Origin of the sequence: Celeribacter sp. (genome assembly GCF_048259695.1) — a bacterium.
In the GTDB taxonomy this organism is placed as follows: Bacteria; Pseudomonadota; Alphaproteobacteria; order Rhodobacterales; family Rhodobacteraceae; genus Celeribacter.
The window spans coordinates 135,105-155,065 of sequence record NZ_JBLXHL010000001.1 but is presented as its reverse complement, the minus strand read 5'-3'; the positions used below and the strand labels follow the sequence as shown (position 1 = coordinate 155,065).

Here is a 19,961-nt window from a genome sequence, read left to right as displayed (position 1 = left end):
CCCGTTCGGCCGTATTGCCGAAACGTGTTCTAGCCCGCCTCATACGCTGCGCCCGCGAAAAGGTCAAGGTAACGTGAGGGACAGGCCTGTGACCACCTCCCGGGGTCAGGGCGTGTCGGGTGCGTCATTGTCCGCACGATTGTTCTGGAATTTTTCGCGTAAAATCATCAGGCGGCGAAACACGGTTTTGGGACAGGACATGATCCGCGTCAACACATCCTCTCCCAAATGGCCCGCGCCACGCCCCTCATCGGTGGCGTTCAGGGCGTTTACCGTCTCGTGCAGCTGCAACAACAGATGCGCGTCGAGATCCCCCATTGCGACCGTGTAGGAGGCCTGACCCAAAGACACGGTACCGGTTTTGCGCCGCCCCAGAGCAAAGGGCTCGTCAGGGCCAAGACCCGAAAAACTGCGCTCGGTATCGGCAAGTTTCATCAGGCCCGTGGTGAGGAAGAATTCGCGCCCCAAGCGCCGCTCCATCTCGGAGCGTCCATAGGCGCCAAAGGTGCGCAGCGCGGAGATTTTCCACCGGATATCGAGGTGCTCGGTCAGAAATGCGGCCTCTTCGTCCCACAGGCGAAACCACAGTGCCAGGGCCGCAGGCGGCACATCATCGCGCCGCGTGATCATCACCAGACAGCCCATCAGGTGGCACAGTTCCGGCTTACCCTTAAAGAACTGGCGCAGCCACATCGCGTTGCCCGCGTAGTCGGTCAGGAACGGATCGCGCCCCTCCCATTGTTCGGACCGCGGGATGCGGGTCGCTTTGAGGGGCGAGAAATCCACATCGGGATCCGGCAGATCGCCCTCGACCAAAAAGAACGGGTCCTGACGCCGTTTGATCGGGGCCATCAGGCCCTCGAACCCTTGCGGGTAGGTGCAATCGGGTTGCGGCGGGGGTGTTTTCCGGACCTTTTTCATTGCCAGAACTTACCCCGCTCGCGCCAGATATCAACGCATCATTTCTTTGGTCGCCGCCAAGGTCAGCGCGGGGAAGTCGCGCTCGATCCTGTCGATGTCCCACTGCAAGCGGGTCAGGAAAACCGGATCGCCGTCATGGTCATAGGAGATGTGTTGTTTGTTGGTGCTGATGCATTTATCAAGCTCCGCCTGCGGGCCGGTGACCCACCGCGCGGAGGTGAATTGCGAGGGGTCGAACCGGACGGGAAGCCCGTATTCCAGTTCGATGCGCGAGGCGAGGACCTCGAATTGCAATGCGCCGACAACCCCGACGATAAAACCGGAGCCAATCGCGGGTTTGAACACTTTGGCCGCCCCCTCTTCGGCGAATTGCATCAGCGCCTTTTCGAGGTGTTTTGACTTCATCGGGTCGCCGGCACGCACGCCTTGCAACAATTCGGGGGCAAAGGACGGGATGCCCGTGACGCGGATGTCTTCGCCCTCGGTGAGGGTGTCGCCAATGCGCAACTGGCCGTGGTTGGGGATGCCGATGATGTCGCCCGCCCATGCCTCCTCGGCCAATTCGCGGTCGGAGGCGAGGAACAGCACAGGGTTGGAAATCGCCATCGGCTTTTTCGCCCGCACATGTGTCAGTTTCATCCCGCGTTTGAAGTGGCCCGAGGCAAGGCGGACAAAGGCCACGCGGTCGCGGTGCTTGGGGTCCATATTGGCCTGTACCTTAAAGACAAAGCCCATCACCTTGTTCTCGTCGGGTGCGATGGCACGGGGGTGTGCCTTTTGCGGCTGTGGTTCGGGGCCGTATTGCGCCATGCCGTCCATCAGTTCCTTGACGCCGAACGAGTTGATCGCCGAGCCGAACCAGATGGGTGTCAGTGTCCCGTCGAGAAAGGCCGCGCGGTCAAAGGCGGGCAGCAATTCGCGGGCCATTTCGACCTCTTCGCGCAGCTGTTCCAACAGGTGGGCCGGAATGTGGTCGGCCAGTGCGGGGTCGTCGAGCCCCTTGATCGAAATACTCGTCGCCACCTTGTTGCGATCGGCGCGGTCCATCAATTCAAGACGGTCATGCAGCATGTCGTAACAGCCGAGGAACTCGCGCCCCACGCCAATCGGCCATGAGGCCGGCGTGACGTCAATGGCAAGGTTTTCCTGTATTTCGTCAATAATATCAAGCGTGTCGCGGCTTTCGCGATCCATCTTGTTACAAAAGGTCAGGATCGGCAGGTCGCGCATACGGCAGACTTCAAAGAGCTTTTGCGTCTGGCTCTCCACACCTTTCGCGCCATCAATCACCATGATTGCGGCGTCCACAGCGGTCAGCGTGCGGTAGGTGTCCTCGGAGAAATCCGAGTGACCGGGCGTGTCGACGAGGTTAAAGCGGTGACCCTCAAAGTCGAACGACATCGCGGAGGCGGACACGGAGATGCCGCGGTCCTTTTCCATCTGCATAAAGTCCGAGCGCGTGCGGCGGGCCTCGCCTTTGGCGCGCACCTGACCGGCCATCTGGATCGCCCCGCCATAGAGCAGGAATTTCTCGGTCAGCGTGGTCTTACCCGCATCGGGGTGAGAGATGATTGCAAAGGTCCGGCGCCGCGCGATTTCGGCGGGCAGATCGAGGGATGTGTGTGCGCTATCTGACATGCGCCCGCATATAGCCGTGCGGGCGAACTTGGGCAAGCGGGGAAGGGCGTGCGCCTATCCTTTGGTCAGGCTCAGCGAAGTGAACGAGCTATAAAAGTAGCCGTTGAGATAGAGCGTCTGCCCCGCTTTGGTAAAGGCGGTGCCGCGTTTGCGGTCAGAGGCCCCTTGGGTATACCCGCGCGCCTTCAGGGCATTGCGGACAACCGCACCCGCCTCGTTCACGGCGGCAAGGGGCAAAAGAAATTTTAAAACCATAGCGAACTCTCCAAATGTGCGACAATGCGAGAGTACAAACTGTGCGTGGCGTGCGCACCGTGTCGGCGGGTTATCCGCGTGAGGCGGCTCGCAACAGGTCGGCGGCATTGGCGCTATCGAGGCCCCCCTCGACGACATCCACGGCACGCGGACGTTCCCCCGACAGGGTGTGGCCGGTCAAGCGGGCTTGAATGTCGGAGGGCAGGTAGGTTTTGACCTGACTGTCCACGAACATGCTTTCGGCGGCGATGCCCTCGGCATAGATGATCTCGTGCTGGTCAAACAGCAATTGGAAATAGTCGACAAATCCGCCGTCCGATTGGACCACATCGACCCCGTTGACCAACAGGCGTGCCTTGACCAGAACTTCGGCGCGGCCCGCTTTGATCCGGTCGCTGCGTTGGTAGATAAAGATGCGGTGATTGGGGCTAACCATGAGATCGGCGGCATTGTTGAGCACGCCTTTCTTGATCACAATCGGCGCAAAGGCCCCCGTGGCCCGCATGGTTTGTTGGCCGATCCACCGGATTTCGCGCGGACCGTGGTCGCGGGTCAAAACGCGGTCGCCGACGTTGAGATCCTCGATCAACACCTGTTTTCCGTTGGCCATGGTGATATGGGTGCCTCGGGTAAAGGCGACACAGGCCACTTCGGCCAGGCGGGTTCGCGCCGTTTTGAGGTCGATGGTGATGAGGGTGTAGGTCTGCCGGTCGTCGAGCGGCGCAAAGGGCAACAGGTATGTTGCCTCGAGGTGGCCATCCGCATCCGTTTCCACGACAATCAGGGCCTCAACGGTTGCACCGCCAGACGTCATGAATGTCACGGCGCAATCAAGGTGAAGTTGCGCCCCCACCGTGCCGATTTGAGATCCAGCGCCGACGGTGAGCGTGTCATCGCCCATTTGAAGCGCAAGGCGCGCCCGCTCGGTCGCAGGGCTGAGCATATAGGTGTCGGCCAGTTCGAGGTCGTCGGCGGGGCCGATGGCGTCGCCCTGATTGGCGCCGTCACTGACGTGAAACGCATCCGCAAGGTACACAGAGAGGTTCTGGACCGGCAATGTGCCGCTCCCTGTCTGTTCTTGTGGTGTGTTGATCACTGTCGCCACGAAAGTCTCTTTTCCAATATTTTGTCCGTTTGGCCCATCTGCGGCAAACGGGATGACATCTATACTATCTAACATCGTTATCCACTGATCAAATCGCGAGGGAAAGACCCCGATCGCAGGTCGTTTCGTGATCTCTATCCGGAAACAATGGCGGCATTTGGGCAAAATTGGAGAAAATAGGGGCGCATGGGGCGACCGGCCCGAGGGACTCCTGCGGCTTTGGCCTTGATCAACCTTGCGTGAGATCGTCATGGGGTCTGCGCGTTTGGCGAGGTGACAAGTGTGAGGGCGCGCCCTACAACACGGGGCAATATGAAAACAGGCCATAAAGGAACGCACATATGGATCTTGGCGTCAAAGGTAAAAAGGCACTGGTTTGTGCATCCTCCAAAGGTTTGGGGCTTGGCTGCGCGCAGGCGTTGGCCGGGGCGGGCGTGGATTTGGTGATGAACGCCCGCGGGGCCGAGGCGCTTGAGGCAGCGGCCGCGGATATCCGCGCCACCTACGGCGTGACGGTAGACACAGTGGCCGCCGATGTGACAACCGAGGAAGGCCGCGCACAGCTTTTGGCTGTTGCGGGTCAGGTGGACATCCTCGTCAACAACGCCGGTGGCCCGCCTCCGGGCCTGTGGTCCGATTGGGAGCGCGATGATTTCATTCAGGCGCTCGACGCCAATATGCTCGCCCCGATTGCGCTGATCAAAGCGCTCGTGCCGGGCATGATCGCACAGGGGTGGGGCCGTGTGGTCAACATCACCTCTGTTTCGGTCAAGGCGCCGATTGCCGTATTGGGCCTGTCAAATGCCGCGCGTGCGGGGCTGACGGGCTATGTCGCAGGCACAGCGCGCCAGATTGCGCCGCACGGTGTGGTGATGAACAACCTGTTGCCCGGATTGCATGCGACCGACCGCATGGTCAACCTCGATACTGCGGTCTCACAAGCCACCGGAAAACCGTTCGACGAGGTCCGCGCCGAGAAAGCCGCAACCATTCCCGTTGGCCGCTATGGCACATCCGCCGAGTTCGGCGCGACCTGTGCCTTTATGTGCAGCCAGTTCGCGGGCTACATGGTCGGGCAGAACATCCTGCTCGACGGTGGGGCCACCAACACAACGATGTGAGTAGCGCGGATGTGAGTGGCGCGTTCCTCTTGCGGTGATTTGGATGTGTGATCCAGACTCTGCGAGAGGGGCGGCTCACCGCGGCTCAACGGGCGACGGGTGGTGTTCAGGACGACGGCGGTAGGCCCGTGTCGTCACGCATCCACGACGAGTTTGATCCGCTCCTGTGGCTGTGGCCTGATTGCGCCCTTGGGGCTTGAGCGCGCGGGTGCGTGATCCGGACTGTGGTTGCTAACTGATTTGTAGACTGGTAGGACGCTTGGAGCCTTAGAGTTTTTGTCGGAAACGCCGTGACCCCTGTATCAGCGCCTCAGAATTCGCCAACACACCCGACGCCGGATGCCGCTGTGCGTTTGGAGATCCGCAATTTGCGCCGCGCGTTTGCAGGCCGTGAGGTGGTATCGGATGTCTCTCTCAAAGTGACCCGTGGCCAGGTGACCTGTCTGCTTGGCCCCTCGGGGTGCGGCAAGTCCACGACCCTGCGCATTATTGCGGGGGTCGAGATGCAAGACAGCGGCGAGATCTATGTCGATGGCAATCTGGTCTGTGACACCGTTCACCGCGTCCCGCCAGAGGGGCGGTCGATCGGTTTGATGTTTCAGGATTTTGCACTTTTCCCACATTTATCGGTCGCCGATAACATTGCATTCGGACTAAAAGGTTCAAAATCGAACAAACGCGCGCGTGTCGAGGATCTGCTTGCCAAGATCGATCTGACCCGCGCCATCGACCGGTTTCCGCACGAGCTTTCGGGTGGCGAACAGCAACGTGTGGCACTGGCCCGCGCCTTGGCGCCGCGCCCGTCGATTATGCTGATGGACGAGCCGTTTTCCGGTCTTGACGAGCGGCTCAAAGATGAAATCCGCGACAGCACTCTGGATGTGTTGAAGGCCGAAGGGACCGCCGTTCTACTGGTCACCCACGAGCCCGACGAGGCCATGCGCATGGCCGATGAAATCGCGTTGATGCGCGATGGGCGGATCGTACAACAGGGCGCACCCTACAATATTTACAACGCCCCTGTGGACAAATCCGCCGCTGCGTTTTTTAGCGATATCAATGTGATACGGGGTACAGTGAAAAACGCGATGGTCGAGACGGCCTTTGGGGCGTTTCTGTGTCCGGGGCGCCCTGATGATGCGCAGGTGGAAATCGTCATTCGTCCGCAACACCTCCGCATCGATTTTGATCGTGGCGGCCGTGGCCCTGCGCCGACCCCACAAGACGGCACCCCCGCACGCGGTATTGTCGAGCGGGCGCGGTTTATGGGCCGCGAGAGCATTGTTGAGTTCCGGATGGATTTTGACGGGTCTATCCTGCATGCCACGGTGCCAAGCGTGTTTTTGCCAAAGGCAGGCACGCCGCTATGGCTGATGCTCCGTCGCGAGCGTTGTTTTGTTTTTCCGTTCCCAACAGGGGCCTAGCTTCCTAACCTGCGGTGTCTGAGGGCATGCCCTTGGCCTGTTGGGATGCGACAAAATCCTCAAGTGTTTTTCCCGCCTCCATCGTAAATGACGCGCCCGTGTCGATCACGCTGTCGATGCGGTCGACCCGAAAGGTGCGAAACCCCTGCCGCAAGTCACACCATGCGCCGAGCGTCCAGACCCGCCCCCAATAGTTGAGTTGCATCGGCCGGACGAGCCGCGTGGTTTTCTCTCCCGACAGGGATAAGTACGCGATACGCAACACTTTTTGTTCGCGCACACCATCGCGCAACAGTGGCATATGTTTGAATCCCGCGCGGGCATCGGCAAAGGCATAGGGGTGAACGGCATAGCCCCATCCCGCACTTGGCGGGCCGGTGTTTTCCGGCAAAACGGCGTCGATTTTTTGGGCAAGGGTCTTGGCGCTTTGGGCCAGATCGGGGTCGGTGGCTTCGCCCAAAATCGCCACGGCCAAGTGCAAGGCCTCCAACTCGCCCATGGTGAGGTTCATCGGTGGCAAGGTGATCGGTGCGGTGACCATATAGCCAACGCCGCGCTCGCCCTCGACCGGCACGCCCGATGCCTTCAGGGTGGCCATGTCGCGCCAGATCGTGCGCTCGGACACCTCGACGCGCTCGGCCAGTTGACGTGCGGTGTGCAATTGGCCGTCGCGCAATATCTGGATGAGATCGAACAGGCGGTCGCTGCGCCGGATACCGGTTTGTTTGCGACCACCTGCCATGGATTAGGCCACCGCTGTGAACAGGGCGGGGGTCTTGTGCATGGTGACGCTGTCGCGGTCCACGAGGGACATATAGGCGCCTGCGGCAGGGTGGGTGGCAAACCCTGCGTCTGCCGCCGCCGAGGAGGCCATGTCCGCCCATGACAGTTGGTCCACCCAAAGACCCTCTGCGGTTTTGTAAAGCGCCCGACCGCGGTACCCATCGCAGGTCGCGAAATAGGCCTCCAGTCCTTCGGCGGCGGTGCGCAATTGGATGTCGCTCACGCCCTCACGGGTGCGAAAGGTAACAGTTTCAATGATTTGAATATAACTCATGGGGATCTCCGATTCGAGTTTCGTACCCGGATCATGGCGCCTATCAACTGACATAAACCTGTCAGTTGTCTTTTTCCACCCGCAAATCACGCGCCAATGTTGTGCAGCGGCGCGATTTAAGGCGTTTTTCGCTTTTCACCTCGCCTCGGGGGGCATAATCCTAGGCCCTGCAAGTTTATCGGGGCCAATTCGCGCCCCCTACGGGAGAGATATCATGCTCAACAACATCGGCCTTCCCGGCCTTCTACTTATCGCTATCGTCGTTTTGGTCCTGTTCGGCCGTGGCAAGATTTCCGGTCTGATGGGCGAAGTCGGCAAAGGCATCACTTCGTTCAAACGTGGCGTCAATGAAGGCACCAAAGAGATCGAAGAAGAAGCTGCGAAAATGGCCAAAGACGTCAGCCCCGAAGAGGAAAAGGACAAGGTTTAACCACCTGTCCAATTCTGTGACTTTTGGTGACGGGGCGGCCTGTGCCGCTGTCGTGCGCGTTTTTGAAAGGCGTTTCCCATGTTAGATATCGGCATGTCCGAACTTCTCGTGATCGGCATTGTGTCGCTGATCGTGGTTGGCCCCAAAGACCTACCTGGCATGTTTCGCACGCTCGGCCGGTTTACGGCACGTGCGAAATCTATGGCACGGGAGTTTTCCTCTGCGATGGATGCGGCGGCGGATGAGTCTGGCATCAAAGAGGCCAGTGCGGCGCTCAAGGGGGCGGCGAACCCGAAGAAATTCGGGCTTGATAAGCTCAACGAGGCGGCGGACGAGTTTGACAAATGGGATCCGATGGAAAAAATCGAGAACCCTGCAGTGAAAAAGACGGCTGCACTTGATCCGAACCGTGCGGAAATGGCCAAGATCATTTCGGAAGCCACCGCAAAAAAAGCCAATGAACGGCTTGCCCGTGATGCCAAAGTGGCGGCGAAAGCGGCCGAGGCGGCCTCGGCGAAACCGTCCGAAACGCCCGCGACACCACAGAAACCTGTGGCGAAAAAAACGGCGGCCCGCAAACCTGCGGCAAAGAAACCTGCCGCAAAAAAAACTGCGGCGGCAAAGGCGGCTCCGGCGAAAGCCCCCGCTAAAAAGCCCGCCGCGAAACCTGCGGCAAAGACCGCCGCAAAAGCCGCACCAAAATCAACCAAGACGAAAAAGGGTGACGCATGAGCCAGACCGACACCACAGACACTTCGGATGTCGAAGAAAGCTCGGCCCCTTTGATCGAACATCTGGCCGAATTGCGGACCCGCCTGATCAATGCCGTCATGGCGTTTGTCGTTGGCATGATCATCGTGTTTACGTTCGGGGGGCAGGTGCTTGATTTCCTGCTTGTGCCGATTGAAAACACCATGCGGTCGCTCGGCAATGCCAACCCTGTGATGCAATATACCGCGCCGCAGGAATATTTTTTCACGCTGATCCGCATCTCGATGGTCGGCGGTTTGGCCCTGTCGTTCCCCGTGATTGCCTATCAGCTGTGGCGCTTTGTGGCGCCGGGCCTGTATCGCAATGAGAAAAATGCGTTCTTGCCGTTCCTGATTGCCTCGCCTGCGCTGTTTCTTGCGGGGGCATCCTTTGCCCACTTTATCGTGGTGCCACTTGCGATGGCGTTCTTCTTGGGGTTTGCCGATCTGCCGTCTTTCTTGGGCGCTCTGGTCGCCAACTCCGGTGATGCCGCCGCGGCGTCGCGGGATACGGGCATCGACATTGTGTTCAACGGTAAGGTCAACGAAAGTCTTGATATCACACTGAAAATGATCGTGGCCTTTGGCCTGTGTTTTCAGCTTCCCGTGCTTTTGACCCTGATGGGCAAAGCGGGATTGGCCACGGCGCACGGGCTGCGCAATACCCGTAAATACGCGGTTGTCGGTATTCTGGTGGTCGCCGCTTTGGTCACGCCACCCGATGTCACCACGCAATTGATCCTGTTTGTCGTGGTGTACGGCCTCTACGAAATCTCCATTTTCCTCGTCGCCCGCGTCGAGAAAAAGCGCAACGACAGTCTGCGCGAACAGGGGTTGCTTGACGAGGACGAGGACGACATTTTTGCCGAGTTCGATGAGGATGACGAGGACGACAAGTGATGGGTAAAAAGGCACTCAAACGGATCGCGGCGGCGCTTGAACGGATCGCCCCTGCGCCGTTGTCCGCGCCCGATTTCCACGCGGCAGACGCGTTTGTGTGGCAGACTGAGCCGGACGCCTTGGTGCCTGTCTCCCGCGTCTCCCGGGTGGAGCTGTCGATGCTCGTCGGCATCAACCGTTCGCGCGATACCTTGTTGGAAAACACGCGCCAGTTTGCGCGGGGCTATCCGGCCAACAACGCCTTGTTATGGGGCGCACGCGGGATGGGGAAATCGTCACTGACCAAGGCGGTTCATGCCACGGTGAACGCCGAAGGTACGCCCCTCAAGATCGTTGAAATGCAGCGCGAGGACTTGCCGTCTGTGGCACGTTTGTTGAATGTCCTGCGCGGATCGGAGCATCGGTTCTTGCTGTTTTGCGATGACCTGTCGTTTTCGCATGACGATCAGCACTATAAATCGCTCAAGGCGGTTCTGGATGGCGGGATCGAGGGGCGGCCCGAGAACGTGCTGTTCTACGCCACCTCCAACCGTCGTCACCTGATGCCCCGCGACATGATCGAGAACGAGCGCTCCTCGTCGATCAACCCCTCCGAAGCGGTCGAGGAAAAGGTGTCCCTTTCTGATCGTTTCGGCCTGTGGCTCGGGTTTCACCCCTGTGATCAGGACGACTATCTTGCGATGATCCGTGGCTATTGCGACGCCAACGGTGTGGACATTGATGACGCGACACTGCGGGCCGAGGCCATCGAATGGCAGGCCACACGCGGGGCGCGGTCGGGTCGTGTCGCATGGCAGTTCTTTGTGGATCTTGCAGGGCGCAAGGGCGTGAAGCTACCGTAAACGCACAATTTTTCTGAAATCGAAAAACGCGCGCCCCGGTCAGGACGCGCGTTTTCCGGTTTCTGGGTCTGCGCCTTAGTTCAGGTAGGGCGAGGGATCGACGGTCTGCGTGCCTTTAAAGACCATGAATTGCAGCGCATTGAACTCGTTGGCGGTGACCTTTGCGATGGTCTGGCCGCGCTTGACGCTGTCGCCTTTGTTCACGCTGATATTGTCGATAAAACTATAGGCGGTCTGCAAGCCGTCGCCATGATCCACGACCATGATTTTCACGCCATCGGCGTTGGTGGAGATCAGTTTGACCGTGCCGTCCTTGGCCGCTTTCACGGCTGTGCCGGAGGGGGCGGAGAACAGCACGAATTTCGATTTGGCTTTGTCGTAATCGCGAATAATGGCGCCTGCGACGGGTTTCGCCATTTCCGCGTTCGAGGTCTGTGTCGCGCCAAGGTCGGTGGTGGGTTTGCTCGGTGCGGCGGCCGGTTTGGCCTCTTCGGGATCGGGCAGCGGTGCGGCGGCGGAGGGGGGCGTGGGGGTCGAGGTGCCTTGTCCCGGTTGTGTCGTGGTCACGGCGGCCTGTTGTCCGGCGGTCCCGCCGGAGGCCTTGACCGGGATCAACAGGTAGCGCCCCTCCTGAACGGCCAAATCCGATCCCAAACCGTTCCAGTCGGACAGCGCACGCACCGATACGCCGTATTGGCGGGCGATGGAGTAGGCGGTCTCGCCGCGCATAACCTGATGGCGCACCGGCTCCATGCCCTCAACGAAATCGGAAGGCGCGGCGGTGGTGGTCACGGGGCTGCTTGTTGATGTGCCTGCATCATTGAGCGCCTCATTGGCCAATGTGGTCACGTCAATCCGCTCCCCGATGGCGATGGTGCCGGATTGGGTCGGGGACGCGGTGGTTTCGCCAACACGGCGCGGTAGGGCGATCACTTCGCCATTGCGCAGCGTCGCCTCTCCGGTCACACCGTTGTAGCGCGCCAATTCGTCAGCGGGCAGACCCGTGCGGGCGGCCACATCGGCAATGGTGTCGCCTTTTTTGGCAATCGCCACTTGGTAGTTCGGGTATGAAATCACGCCCTTGGCATCCGGTTTCGGGCGGGCGGCGGTGCGTGCTTCGCTCGCCACATCGGCGGTGTTGAACCCGTTGGCCAGACCGCGCAGGTCGAAATCGAGCGGCTTTTGACAGGCGGTGAGCGCCATCAATGCGCAGCCAGCCAGTAGGGCACGGGAAAAGGAAATCGTCATTGCTCTGTCGTCCTCGTTTTTGGGGCGAATTCGCCCTCTTGCCCTCTTGGAGGGGCATTACTCTTGACCAATTCCCTCCAACAAGGGAACAAAACGCACGGCACGCAGTTCGTCGTAGTCGAACCCGCTCTCCGTCCTGGTGACTTTTATCAGGCTCTGGACCGCATCGGATTGGCCTACCGGCACCACCATGATACCGCCCGTTTTCAATTGCGCCAAGAGGGGGCCGGGGGGGTCTTCGGCGGCAGCGGTCACGATAATGCGATCAAACGGCGCCTGATCGGGTAATCCGTAGCTGCCGTCGGCGGTAAATGCGGTGATATTGACCAACCCCATCGCATCAAATGCCACCTGTGCCTCACGCACCAACCGGGCATGGCGGTCGACGGTGTAAACGCGGCGGGCCAGTTGGCTCAGCACGGCGGCCTGATAGCCGCTGCCCGTGCCAACCTCGAGCACCTTGTCGCGCGGTTGCACATTGAGCGCCTGGGTCATCAGACCTACCACGGAGGGTTGCGAAATGGTTTGGCCACACGAAATCGGCAGCGGCATATCCTCATAGACGCGCCCCGCAAACAACCCTTTGACAAAAAGGCCGCGATCGACCTTTTCCATCGCGGTGAGGGTCCGTGCATCTGTCACGCCCTTGGAACGGAGCGTGTAGAGGAATTGCATTTGCGCTTCGGCGTCCATCATTTTGCGAGCGCCTGTGCCAGTCCCGCCACGGCGGAATGATCGGATAGGTCGGCGCGCATCGGTGTCACTGAAATCGCGCCTGCGAGGTTGGCGGACACGTCCGTCCCCGCGCCGGTTTCCACCGATTGCTCGGAGCCGCGCACCCACAAAAAGCGGCGTCCGGTGGGTGAGGTCTGTGCCTCGATCCCGAAGCCCGATGTCGGGCGCTTACCCTGACGGGTGGCCACCATGTCGCCGGTTTGGTCGGCGGGGAGCGGCGGAAAATTTACGTTGTAGAACAAGGCATAATCCGCGTCTTGGTTCCAGTCGGCGTGATCCAGAAGCTGACGGATCACGCGCACACCATGAGCTGCGGCGCTTTCGAACGGGTCGTCGAGTTTGGCATTGTCGGGGCCAAAGAATTGCGAGAGTGCGATGGCTTTGACACCTTTTAGCGCCGCCTCCATTGCTCCGCCAATGGTGCCGGAATACATCACGTTTTCGCCCGCGTTGTTGCCACGGTTCACGCCCGACAGCACCAGATCGGGTTTTTGCGGCACAATGTCGTGCAACCCTGCCAGAACACAATCTGCGGGTGATCCCTCGGCGGCCCAACGGCGTTCGCCCATTTGCGAAATCATCGTCGGGTGGGTGTAGGAAATGCAATGCGCCACGCCCGATTGCTCGAACGCGGGGGCCACGACCCAGACCTCGCCATCGGGGCCTGCGATCTCGGCGGCGATGGCCTCCAGGGTCACCAGGCCAGGTGCATTGATGCCGTCGTCGTTGGTGATGAGGATGCGCATGGATGGCCCGCCTTTTCCTTGCTGTTATGTCCTCCATAAAGCAGGCTTCGAATCGCGGCAAGTCACGCCCCGTTTTTATAAGGAAAAACCTATGGGAAAGCCTGTTTTAGACGCTGTGGCGGTGAGTGCCGTCGATATGGCGCGTGCAAAAACGTTCTACGGCCTCTTGGGGTTCGATTTTGAGGGCGAGGGCGCGTTTGTGTCCGCGGACCATGTTGAACCCGTGCGCGAGGCGGGCGCCCCACGGTTGATGATCGACAGCGCTGCGTTGATGGAAAAGCTGACGGGGGAGGCACCGCGCGCGCCCAACCATGCGTCCTTTGCGATGCTCTGTGACAGCCCTGCGGATGTTGATGCCCATGCGGCCGAAATCGCGGCGGCGGGGTTCACCGTTCTGGTCGCGCCGTGGGATGCGTTTTGGGGGCAACGCTATGCCACGGTTATGGATGCCGATGGATATCGCGTGGATCTGTTCGCGCCGCTCTAAATGTTCGAATTATACAAGACAAAGGGCGCGACGAGTGAAATCGCCGCGCCCTTTGTTGATTTTGTCTCTGTCTTAGAGAATGCCGGCCAGTTTGAGCAGGCGCGCTGCCTCGTCTTTGGGATGGGCCAATCCGTCTTTGGCCTCCCCGGGATAGAACCGTGCGCGGGTTGCGGTGGGCATGGGCGCGGGGGTCAGGACGTGGATGCGCGGGGCTTTTGTGCTGTCCTTGGTCTCTGCGTGCCAACTTTTCGCCATCGCGATCTGGGCCGCTTTGGAGGCGCCATATGCCCCGTAGAATTTTTCACCTGCGTGGGCATCGTCAAAGAACAACACGTCGGATTGTCTGTCACCCATGTTCAACAGCGGGCTGACCATCGGGATCAATTTGCCCGTGGCCACCACGTTGGTGTTCATGGTGCGATCGAAATCTTTGGGATCCATGTGGTCGGCGGGCGAGAGCAATTGGGCGTAGACGGCGGTGTGCGCCCATAGGTCAAGACGCCCCCAACGGTCATAGATGCCGCGGCACAGGTGCGCCATCGCATCGACATTGGTCACGTCCATCGGAGCAAGCGTGGCTTGTCCGCCCTTGGCCTTGATGCGGTCATCAAGCTCCTCAAGCGCGCCCGTGGTCTTGCCCACGGCGACGATGTGATACTGGGGGGCCAAGGCCTCGGCGAGGTGAAACCCGAGGCCGCGCGATGCGCCGGTGATAAGCGCTATTCTGGTTTGATCTGTCATGGGGCGAGTGATGCCGCCGAAATCGGTGCGGGTCAAGTGGGCATAGACACCCCTGCGCCCATCCGTCGCGAGTGGTCGTGTTTCGGGGTGTTTATGACGTGGTTTTGAGGTCGTCACGGGTGAGCGTGCCACTGGCCTCATAGAGCGCGATCAGGTCGTCGAGGGAGATGTCGCCCGCCCCACCTGTCAGCGTGGCCGCGGCACGTTCGGTGCCGTCGCCAAAGGTGAGCGCAAGGGCCGCGTCAAGGGCCGCCAGTGGAGGCAGGTCATTGGCAAGTGTCGCGACGGTATCGGCGGGGGCAGGGCCGTCCTCGAACGTGTCGAGATAGGCGTAGAACGTCACGTGTGGCACTTCGGCCCAAAGGGCGATGCCAAGGACCTCATCCGATCCGCGAATGGGCAGGGTGAGGGTGGCGCGGATATAGCGTGCGCCACCACAGCGGCACAGTTCGGCGGTCAATTGATCCTCGCCCGCCTTGACGAAAAACTGGTCACCGCGTTCTGCGTGGGGCCATTCTGAGGGATGGTCAAACCCGATATCGATCACGCCGCCACGCGCCATAAGCGCCCGCCACCGCGGATCGAGATCGAGCAGACAGGCCATTTATTCCGCCGCGTCTTTGAGTTGGAACCCCTTGTCGATCATGTCGGACGGGATCACGGGGTAGTCGCCCGAGAAACAGGCATCACAGTAGCGCGGGGCCTTGGCGTCACGACCGTCTGCCTCGCCCGCTGCGCGGTAGAGGCCGTCGAGCGAGATGAACTGGAGGCTGTCGACCCCAAGGTGGGCGCGCATTTGTTCAACGCTCATGTTGGCGGCCAAAAGTTTATCGCGGTCCGGTGTGTCCACGCCGTAAAAACACGGCCACATGGTGGGGGGGGAGGCAATGCGGAAATGCACTTCGGCGGCACCCGCATCCAGTAGCATGTCCTTGATCTTTTGCGACGTGGTGCCGCGCACAACGCTGTCATCCACGAGGATGATGCGCTTGCCCTTGATCAAGGCGCGGTTGACGTTGAGTTTGAGGCGCACGCCCATGTTGCGGATTTGCTCGGACGGCTCGATGAACGTGCGGCCCATGTATTGGTTGCGGATGATGCCCATGCCGTAGGGAATGCCGCTTTCGTGTGAAAATCCGATGGCGGCGGGGGTGCCACTGTCGGGAACGGGGCACACAAGGTCGGCGTCGACAGGGGCTTCGCGGGCCAGTTCCACACCGATCTGGCGGCGGGTTTCATAGACCGAGCGCCCGCCAAGGATACTGTCGGGGCGTGAAAAATAGACGTGCTCAAAGATGCAAAAGCGCGAGGCCATTTGTTCGAACGGTTTGGAGCTGACCACTTGGCCCTCGGAAATCACCACCATCTCGCCCGGTTCGATTTCGCGGACAAACTCGGCGCCGATGATGTCGAGCGCACAGGTCTCGGACGACAGGGCATAGCCGTTTTCACCAACCTTACCCAAGACAAGCGGGCGCACGCCACGCGGATCGCGCACACCGACCAGTTTGGTGCGGGTCATGGCCACCACGGAAAACGCGCCCTCGACACGGCGCAGCGCATCTTTCATCCGCTCGGGAATGTTGCGTTGCAACGAACGGGCCATCAGGTGGATGATACATTCGGAATCCGACGAGGATTGGAAAATCGATCCGGCCTGGATCAGCTCGCGGCGCAGCGCATCGGCATTGGTGATGTTGCCATTGTGGGCAATCGCCGCCCCGCCCATGGCAAACTCGCCAAAGAACGGTTGCACATCGCGGATCGCGGTGTTGCCTTTTGATCCGGCGGTGGAGTAGCGCACGTGGCCGATGCCGATTTCGCCGGGCAGGGTCTCCATGACCTTTTGACTGGTGAAGTTGTCGCGGACATAGCCGAACCGGCGGGCGGATTGAAATCCGGCGTCGTCGTCATAGGTCACGATGCCGCCGGCCTCTTGTCCGCGGTGTTGGAGCGCGTGAAGGCCAAGTGCGATGAAGTTGGCTGCGTCGGCAACGCCGACAACGCCGAACACGCCACACTCCTCTTTTAGCTTGTCATCGTCAAACGGGGTTGCGGGGGGCATCTGGCGCATGGGCTACAGGCTCCGAATCCAAAGGGGTGCGTTTGGCCTCGTCTTTACGGCCTTGCGCGTCGAGTGTCACGAAAGGATCATAAAACTTATCGCGATCATGTGCGTTTTTTGCCTTTGCGTCACCTATGCGGGTTTACGGGCGATGATAAAGACGGAATCGTGGCCCTCGGGTTGCCAGTTCTCTTCGACAACCAATCCGTTTGCCTCGATTTCAGCCACCAATGCGGCACGCGATATGCGGGCAACCGTGGGCAGCACGGGGAGTACGTTGACCAAAGTCAGAATGGCGCGCATTTTGGGTGACATCGTGTCGATGGTTACGGTTGACGAGATGAAAACCCCGCCCGGCCGCATCAATTGCGCCGCTTTGCGGACTGCGGACGCCCAATCGGGGATCAGGTGGATCACCGACAGCATCAAAACGGCATCATAGGTGGGCGGCACGTCGATGCCGGCCAGAGACGTCTGAACAAACGCGACATTATCGATCCCCTCATTGGCGGCGCGGGTGCGCCCGTGCTCCAACATTGCGGCGCTGAAATCACAGGCGGTAATCTGTTTGACAAAGGGCGCGTGGGCCAATGCGGTGTTGCCCGACCCACAGCCGATTTCGAGCATGTCCCAGTCGGGGCGAAGCAGGCGACGGGTGCGTTCGAGTTTGCTTTGGTAGATCTCTTCGTTGGCAACGGGGGCGGCAATGTATTTACGGGCGATGAGGTTCCAAAAGCGGGGTGAGTTGGCCATGTTGATCCCTGTTCTATCGGTTTTTATGTTAAATGTATTTACATCCACTCCTCCCCATATGGAAAGGGCGGCCGCGCTATTCAAGCGGGCCGCCCCAAATTTCCGACAGGACCGGATTTACTCGGAACAGGTGCTCACAAGCGACTCGTAGCGTTGGGTGATCCAACCGGGGGCGTCGTCGGGCAGGCTGCTTTCAAGGCGCTCTTGCGAGCGGGCAAAGACCTTTGACGTGCGCGAATTCTCCAACATTTCAATCGGGTCGCCCGTGGTCACACGGTCCACAATGATCAGTGCAATCGCAACCAGAATGATCCCGCGAATCACGCCGAACAAGAACCCGAGCCCCTGATCGATCCCGCCCAGAGCAGACCGTTGAATGACGGAGGAAAACAGCGGGGTAAAGATCGACACAATAATCAGGGCAACGGCAAAGACCGCGAAAAACCCCGTCAGCGTCGACAACTCGCAGCTGTCGCGGATGTAGTCGCCGAGCACGGGAACCTCGGACACCAATGGCACCGCTTTGGGTCCGAACACATAGCCCAAAATCGCGGCCACAACCCAACCCGCAATGGCCATTCCCTCGCGCACAAAGCCGCGCGAATAGGCCAGAAGCGCGGATACGATGATCACAAGCGCGACGATCCCGTCGATGAGTGTAAAGCCTTCCATGCCGTCCCGTTCCTTATTTGGCCCCACGGGGGGGCGGTCTTTTGGCGGCGCGTATTGCGTCGCATAATCACACCGGTGCGGTTTAACCCGCGCCGAACACTTCACCAACGAAATTGACCAGATCGGACATTTCCCGAAGCGTCATACCGCTTTTCTGCGCGGCTTTCGAGCGCGCAGGGACGATGGCCGATGAAAAACCAAGTTTTTTCGCTTCTTTCAACCTGTTTTCGGTCTGGTTTACGGGGCGTAGACTGCCCGAGAGGGACAGTTCCCCGAAAACCACACAATCTTTTGGCACCGCGACGTCTTCGCGGGCGGACAACAGGGCGGCGGCCACGGCCAGATCGGCGGCGGGTTCGGACACTTTCATGCCGCCGGCAACGTTGAGGTAGACATCCAGCCCCGCAAAGGGAATCGAACAGCGGCTTTCCAAGACGGCGAGGATCATCGCCAGACGGCTGCCGTCCCATCCCACCACCGTGCGGCGGGCCTGGGCGTGGGGCGAGGGGGCGACGAGGGCCTGAAATTCGACCAATACGGGGCGCGTGCCTTCGATGCCCGCAAAGACCACCGATCCGGGGGCAGGTTCATCGCGCTCGGACAAGAACAGCGCAGAGGGGTTTTTCACCTCGCGCAGCCCGTCGCCCGTCATCTCGAACACGCCGATCTCGTTAGAGGGGCCAAACCGGTTCTTGACCGCCCGTAACAGGCGGAAATGGTGCCCGCGCTCGCCCTCGAAATAGAGAACGGTATCGACCATGTGTTCGACCACGCGCGGCCCTGCGAGTTGCCCGTCTTTGGTGACGTGGCCGACAAGGATCACGGAGACGCCGCGCGTTTTGGCAAATGTCGTCAACTCGTGGGCGGCGGCGCGGACCTGTGACACCGATCCGGGCGCACTTTCCACATTGTCGGCCCACATGGTCTGGATGGAATCGATAATCACCAGATCGGGTTCCTGGGCCTCAATCGTGGTCAGAATATCGCGCAGGTTGGTTTCGGCGGCCAGTTTGACGGGGGCCTTGCCAAGGCCGAGGCGCTGCGCCCGCATCCGCACCTGGGCTGCGGATTCCTCGCCCGAGACATAGATGACCTTAAGCCCTTCGGCGGCAAATTGCGCAGCGGCTTGCAGCAACAGCGTTGATTTTCCAATGCCCGGATCGCCGCCCACCAGAATGGCCGACGCAGGGACCAGACCGCCGCCCAACACGCGGTCCAACTCGGTGATGCCCGATGAGGTGCGCGGGGGGGGCGCGTCTTTGGTGGACAGATCGGACAGCGCCACGGGCTTGCCCCGCATCCCGCCCAGACTTTTCTTGGTCGGGCCAGACGTTGACAGCGGTTTTTCCTCGGCGATGGTGTTCCATTCGCCGCATTCATCACAGCGTCCCGACCATTTTGTCGTCACGGCAGCGCATTTGTTGCACACGTAATTCTTTTGGGCTTTGGCCATGTCGGCTCCTGTGGCTGTGCGCGGATCGTTGGACGGCATCGTTGGGCGGCATTGTTCGGTCCCGCTGTTCTACCCGCGCAAGTCGCCCCGCTTCAAGCCCGCTTGTCCCCGCTTGCCATGCTCAATGCCAAAGAGGCCAGAACGCAGGCGGTGAACAGGTACAAGCCCCACGCCACCTCAAGGCGGCCAACGCCGATGCCTTTGGCCACCGTGATATAAATCGCGATCAAAAACACATCCGCCATCGCCAGACGCCCCAGATGAAACAGCCACGGTTTGAGGCGTGCAGGCATGCGACCCGACAACATCCCCTCAAGGGTGAGAACCTTGGCAAGGGGGGCGAGAATGGCAAAGAGGACGACGATCAGCGCAAGGCCGATGTCGGTGCGCCAGAGGCTTGTGATGCCCGACAGAACCGAGATCTCCGAGAGGCCAAACAGCGGCAACAGGCCCGCCCGCATCAACGGGGCGCACCACGCAACGGGGAACACGATCAGCAGGGACAAGTTGGCGAGACGCAATGGTGACATTCCTCCCAGATGCCTCCCGCGCCTCGCCAGTTCAAGTGCAGAGTTCAATGTCTGTACGGCTTTGCGGCGGAGTGTGATCTGCCTGCGCC

General features: G+C 60.3%; 23 protein-coding genes. 7 read left to right on the top strand and 16 right to left on the bottom strand.

The genetic code is table 11. The features are described 5' to 3' along the window. Window positions 1-105: 105 nt before the first annotated feature. The 4 genes from ACN0Q0_RS00760 to ACN0Q0_RS00745 all read right to left on the bottom strand — a co-directional run bounded on the left by ACN0Q0_RS00760 (window position 106) and on the right by ACN0Q0_RS00745 (window position 3,919). The gene (locus ACN0Q0_RS00760; RefSeq protein WP_417241438.1) at window positions 106-921 is read right to left on the bottom strand and encodes a hypothetical protein; all 816 of its coding nucleotides are present in this window, start codon (window positions 919-921) and stop codon (window positions 106-108) included. A gap of 30 nt (window positions 922-951) precedes the next feature. Next, window positions 952-2,559: a peptide chain release factor 3 gene (locus tag ACN0Q0_RS00755; RefSeq protein WP_417241437.1), complete on the bottom strand. Its 1,608-nt coding sequence runs from the start codon at window positions 2,557-2,559 to the stop codon at window positions 952-954. 54 nt (window positions 2,560-2,613) lie between these two features. Next, window positions 2,614-2,814, bottom strand: a complete 201-nt coding sequence (locus ACN0Q0_RS00750; RefSeq protein ID WP_417241436.1) for a hypothetical protein — start codon at window positions 2,812-2,814, stop codon at window positions 2,614-2,616. Window positions 2,815-2,884: 70 nt separating this feature from the next. After that, the gene (locus ACN0Q0_RS00745) at window positions 2,885-3,919 is read right to left on the bottom strand and encodes a Hint domain-containing protein (protein WP_417241435.1); all 1,035 of its coding nucleotides are present in this window, start codon (window positions 3,917-3,919) and stop codon (window positions 2,885-2,887) included. Window positions 3,920-4,260: 341 nt separating this feature from the next. On the opposite strand from ACN0Q0_RS00745, the gene ACN0Q0_RS00740 reads away from it, so the two are divergent. Beyond that, a complete protein-coding gene (locus ACN0Q0_RS00740; protein ID WP_417241434.1) occupies window positions 4,261-5,040 on the top strand; it encodes an SDR family oxidoreductase in 780 nt (259 codons plus the stop codon). A gap of 347 nt (window positions 5,041-5,387) precedes the next feature. Then, window positions 5,388-6,464 (top strand): ABC transporter ATP-binding protein, encoded by a 1,077-nt coding sequence (locus tag ACN0Q0_RS00735; RefSeq protein ID WP_417241433.1) that lies wholly within the window; start codon window positions 5,388-5,390, stop codon window positions 6,462-6,464. Between the two features lie 4 nt (window positions 6,465-6,468). On the opposite strand, the gene ACN0Q0_RS00730 is transcribed toward ACN0Q0_RS00735, so the two are convergent. Further along, window positions 6,469-7,206 carry a helix-turn-helix transcriptional regulator gene (locus ACN0Q0_RS00730; RefSeq protein WP_417241432.1) on the bottom strand — a complete coding sequence of 246 codons (738 nt, stop codon included), beginning with the start codon at window positions 7,204-7,206 and terminating at the stop codon, window positions 6,469-6,471. Between the two features lie 3 nt (window positions 7,207-7,209). Further along, window positions 7,210-7,521 carry a hypothetical protein gene (locus ACN0Q0_RS00725; protein ID WP_417241431.1) on the bottom strand — a complete coding sequence of 104 codons (312 nt, stop codon included), beginning with the start codon at window positions 7,519-7,521 and terminating at the stop codon, window positions 7,210-7,212. A 214-nt stretch (window positions 7,522-7,735) separates the two neighbouring features. Between ACN0Q0_RS00725 and ACN0Q0_RS00720 the strand changes: the two genes are divergently transcribed. The 4 genes from ACN0Q0_RS00720 (at window position 7,736) to ACN0Q0_RS00705 (ending at window position 10,442) form a co-directional block, all read left to right on the top strand. After that, entirely contained in the window at window positions 7,736-7,951 is a 216-nt protein-coding gene (locus tag ACN0Q0_RS00720) for a twin-arginine translocase TatA/TatE family subunit (protein ID WP_417241430.1), read from the top strand. 78 nt (window positions 7,952-8,029) lie between these two features. Next, the gene (tatB, locus tag ACN0Q0_RS00715) at window positions 8,030-8,683 is read left to right on the top strand and encodes a Sec-independent protein translocase protein TatB (RefSeq protein ID WP_417241429.1); all 654 of its coding nucleotides are present in this window, start codon (window positions 8,030-8,032) and stop codon (window positions 8,681-8,683) included. Further along, window positions 8,680-9,600: a twin-arginine translocase subunit TatC gene (gene tatC / locus ACN0Q0_RS00710; RefSeq protein ID WP_417241428.1), complete on the top strand. Its 921-nt coding sequence runs from the start codon at window positions 8,680-8,682 to the stop codon at window positions 9,598-9,600. The genes tatB and tatC overlap by 4 nt, the downstream gene beginning before the upstream one ends. Next, window positions 9,600-10,442, top strand: coding sequence for an ATP-binding protein (locus ACN0Q0_RS00705; RefSeq protein WP_417241427.1), 843 nt, complete (start codon window positions 9,600-9,602; stop codon window positions 10,440-10,442). The genes tatC and ACN0Q0_RS00705 overlap by 1 nt, the downstream gene beginning before the upstream one ends. Before the next feature lie 75 nt (window positions 10,443-10,517). Here ACN0Q0_RS00705 and ACN0Q0_RS00700 read toward each other — a convergent pair whose 3' ends face one another. Genes ACN0Q0_RS00700 through surE form a run of 3 tightly spaced genes read right to left on the bottom strand, consistent with a single transcriptional unit; the run spans window position 10,518 to window position 13,171 of the window. Then, entirely contained in the window at window positions 10,518-11,690 is a 1,173-nt protein-coding gene (locus ACN0Q0_RS00700) for a peptidoglycan DD-metalloendopeptidase family protein (protein ID WP_417241426.1), read from the bottom strand. Between the two features lie 57 nt (window positions 11,691-11,747). Beyond that, window positions 11,748-12,386 (bottom strand): protein-L-isoaspartate(D-aspartate) O-methyltransferase, encoded by a 639-nt coding sequence (locus ACN0Q0_RS00695; protein WP_417241425.1) that lies wholly within the window; start codon window positions 12,384-12,386, stop codon window positions 11,748-11,750. Then, on the bottom strand, window positions 12,383-13,171 hold the full coding sequence (surE, locus tag ACN0Q0_RS00690; RefSeq protein ID WP_417241424.1) for a 5'/3'-nucleotidase SurE: 789 nt from the start codon (window positions 13,169-13,171) through the stop codon (window positions 12,383-12,385). The genes ACN0Q0_RS00695 and surE overlap by 4 nt, the downstream gene beginning before the upstream one ends. A gap of 91 nt (window positions 13,172-13,262) precedes the next feature. Here surE and ACN0Q0_RS00685 point away from each other — a divergent pair, with 91 nt between their 5' ends. Continuing rightward, complete coding sequence (locus tag ACN0Q0_RS00685; protein ID WP_417241423.1) at window positions 13,263-13,658, top strand: VOC family protein; 396 nt, start codon at window positions 13,263-13,265, stop codon at window positions 13,656-13,658. Between the two features lie 72 nt (window positions 13,659-13,730). On the opposite strand, the gene ACN0Q0_RS00680 is transcribed toward ACN0Q0_RS00685, so the two are convergent. The 7 genes from ACN0Q0_RS00680 to ACN0Q0_RS00650 form a co-directional block, all read right to left on the bottom strand. After that, window positions 13,731-14,399 (bottom strand): SDR family NAD(P)-dependent oxidoreductase, encoded by a 669-nt coding sequence (locus ACN0Q0_RS00680; RefSeq protein ID WP_417241422.1) that lies wholly within the window; start codon window positions 14,397-14,399, stop codon window positions 13,731-13,733. 91 nt (window positions 14,400-14,490) lie between these two features. Further along, window positions 14,491-15,003, bottom strand: a complete 513-nt coding sequence (locus ACN0Q0_RS00675; RefSeq protein WP_417241421.1) for a DUF2199 domain-containing protein — start codon at window positions 15,001-15,003, stop codon at window positions 14,491-14,493. Then, a complete protein-coding gene (gene purF / locus ACN0Q0_RS00670; protein WP_417241961.1) occupies window positions 15,004-16,464 on the bottom strand; it encodes an amidophosphoribosyltransferase in 1,461 nt (486 codons plus the stop codon). Window positions 16,465-16,596: 132 nt separating this feature from the next. Next, complete coding sequence (locus ACN0Q0_RS00665) at window positions 16,597-17,217, bottom strand: class I SAM-dependent methyltransferase (RefSeq protein WP_417241420.1); 621 nt, start codon at window positions 17,215-17,217, stop codon at window positions 16,597-16,599. Between the two features lie 117 nt (window positions 17,218-17,334). Next, entirely contained in the window at window positions 17,335-17,889 is a 555-nt protein-coding gene (locus ACN0Q0_RS00660; RefSeq protein WP_417241419.1) for a CvpA family protein, read from the bottom strand. 82 nt (window positions 17,890-17,971) lie between these two features. Then, the gene (radA, locus tag ACN0Q0_RS00655; protein WP_417241418.1) at window positions 17,972-19,342 is read right to left on the bottom strand and encodes a DNA repair protein RadA; all 1,371 of its coding nucleotides are present in this window, start codon (window positions 19,340-19,342) and stop codon (window positions 17,972-17,974) included. A 92-nt stretch (window positions 19,343-19,434) separates the two neighbouring features. Then, window positions 19,435-19,872, bottom strand: coding sequence for a paraquat-inducible protein A (locus ACN0Q0_RS00650; protein ID WP_417241417.1), 438 nt, complete (start codon window positions 19,870-19,872; stop codon window positions 19,435-19,437). Between the last annotated feature and the right edge of the window lie 89 nt (window positions 19,873-19,961).

What these genes read in the sequence shown, in the direction of transcription:
- ACN0Q0_RS00760 (WP_417241438.1), bottom strand. Translation starts at nt 921, where the DNA reads ATGAAAAAGGTCCGGAAAACACCCCCGCCGCAACCCGATTGCACCTAC.
- ACN0Q0_RS00755 (WP_417241437.1), bottom strand. Translation starts at nt 2,559, where the DNA reads ATGTCAGATAGCGCACACACATCCCTCGATCTGCCCGCCGAAATCGCG.
- ACN0Q0_RS00750 (WP_417241436.1), bottom strand. Translation starts at nt 2,814, where the DNA reads ATGGTTTTAAAATTTCTTTTGCCCCTTGCCGCCGTGAACGAGGCGGGT.
- ACN0Q0_RS00740 (WP_417241434.1), top strand. Translation starts at nt 4,261, where the DNA reads ATGGATCTTGGCGTCAAAGGTAAAAAGGCACTGGTTTGTGCATCCTCC.
- ACN0Q0_RS00730 (WP_417241432.1), bottom strand. Translation starts at nt 7,206, where the DNA reads ATGGCAGGTGGTCGCAAACAAACCGGTATCCGGCGCAGCGACCGCCTG.
- ACN0Q0_RS00725 (WP_417241431.1), bottom strand. Translation starts at nt 7,521, where the DNA reads ATGAGTTATATTCAAATCATTGAAACTGTTACCTTTCGCACCCGTGAG.
- ACN0Q0_RS00720 (WP_417241430.1), top strand. Translation starts at nt 7,736, where the DNA reads ATGCTCAACAACATCGGCCTTCCCGGCCTTCTACTTATCGCTATCGTC.
- tatB (WP_417241429.1), top strand. Translation starts at nt 8,030, where the DNA reads ATGTTAGATATCGGCATGTCCGAACTTCTCGTGATCGGCATTGTGTCG.
- tatC (WP_417241428.1), top strand. Translation starts at nt 8,680, where the DNA reads ATGAGCCAGACCGACACCACAGACACTTCGGATGTCGAAGAAAGCTCG.
- ACN0Q0_RS00705 (WP_417241427.1), top strand. Translation starts at nt 9,600, where the DNA reads ATGGGTAAAAAGGCACTCAAACGGATCGCGGCGGCGCTTGAACGGATC.
- ACN0Q0_RS00700 (WP_417241426.1), bottom strand. Translation starts at nt 11,690, where the DNA reads ATGACGATTTCCTTTTCCCGTGCCCTACTGGCTGGCTGCGCATTGATG.
- ACN0Q0_RS00695 (WP_417241425.1), bottom strand. Translation starts at nt 12,386, where the DNA reads ATGATGGACGCCGAAGCGCAAATGCAATTCCTCTACACGCTCCGTTCC.
- surE (WP_417241424.1), bottom strand. Translation starts at nt 13,171, where the DNA reads ATGCGCATCCTCATCACCAACGACGACGGCATCAATGCACCTGGCCTG.
- ACN0Q0_RS00685 (WP_417241423.1), top strand. Translation starts at nt 13,263, where the DNA reads ATGGGAAAGCCTGTTTTAGACGCTGTGGCGGTGAGTGCCGTCGATATG.
- ACN0Q0_RS00680 (WP_417241422.1), bottom strand. Translation starts at nt 14,399, where the DNA reads ATGACAGATCAAACCAGAATAGCGCTTATCACCGGCGCATCGCGCGGC.
- ACN0Q0_RS00675 (WP_417241421.1), bottom strand. Translation starts at nt 15,003, where the DNA reads ATGGCCTGTCTGCTCGATCTCGATCCGCGGTGGCGGGCGCTTATGGCG.
- purF (WP_417241961.1), bottom strand. Translation starts at nt 16,464, where the DNA reads ATGCCCCCCGCAACCCCGTTTGACGATGACAAGCTAAAAGAGGAGTGT.
- ACN0Q0_RS00665 (WP_417241420.1), bottom strand. Translation starts at nt 17,217, where the DNA reads ATGGCCAACTCACCCCGCTTTTGGAACCTCATCGCCCGTAAATACATT.
- ACN0Q0_RS00660 (WP_417241419.1), bottom strand. Translation starts at nt 17,889, where the DNA reads ATGGAAGGCTTTACACTCATCGACGGGATCGTCGCGCTTGTGATCATC.
- radA (WP_417241418.1), bottom strand. Translation starts at nt 19,342, where the DNA reads ATGGCCAAAGCCCAAAAGAATTACGTGTGCAACAAATGCGCTGCCGTG.
- ACN0Q0_RS00650 (WP_417241417.1), bottom strand. Translation starts at nt 19,872, where the DNA reads ATGTCACCATTGCGTCTCGCCAACTTGTCCCTGCTGATCGTGTTCCCC.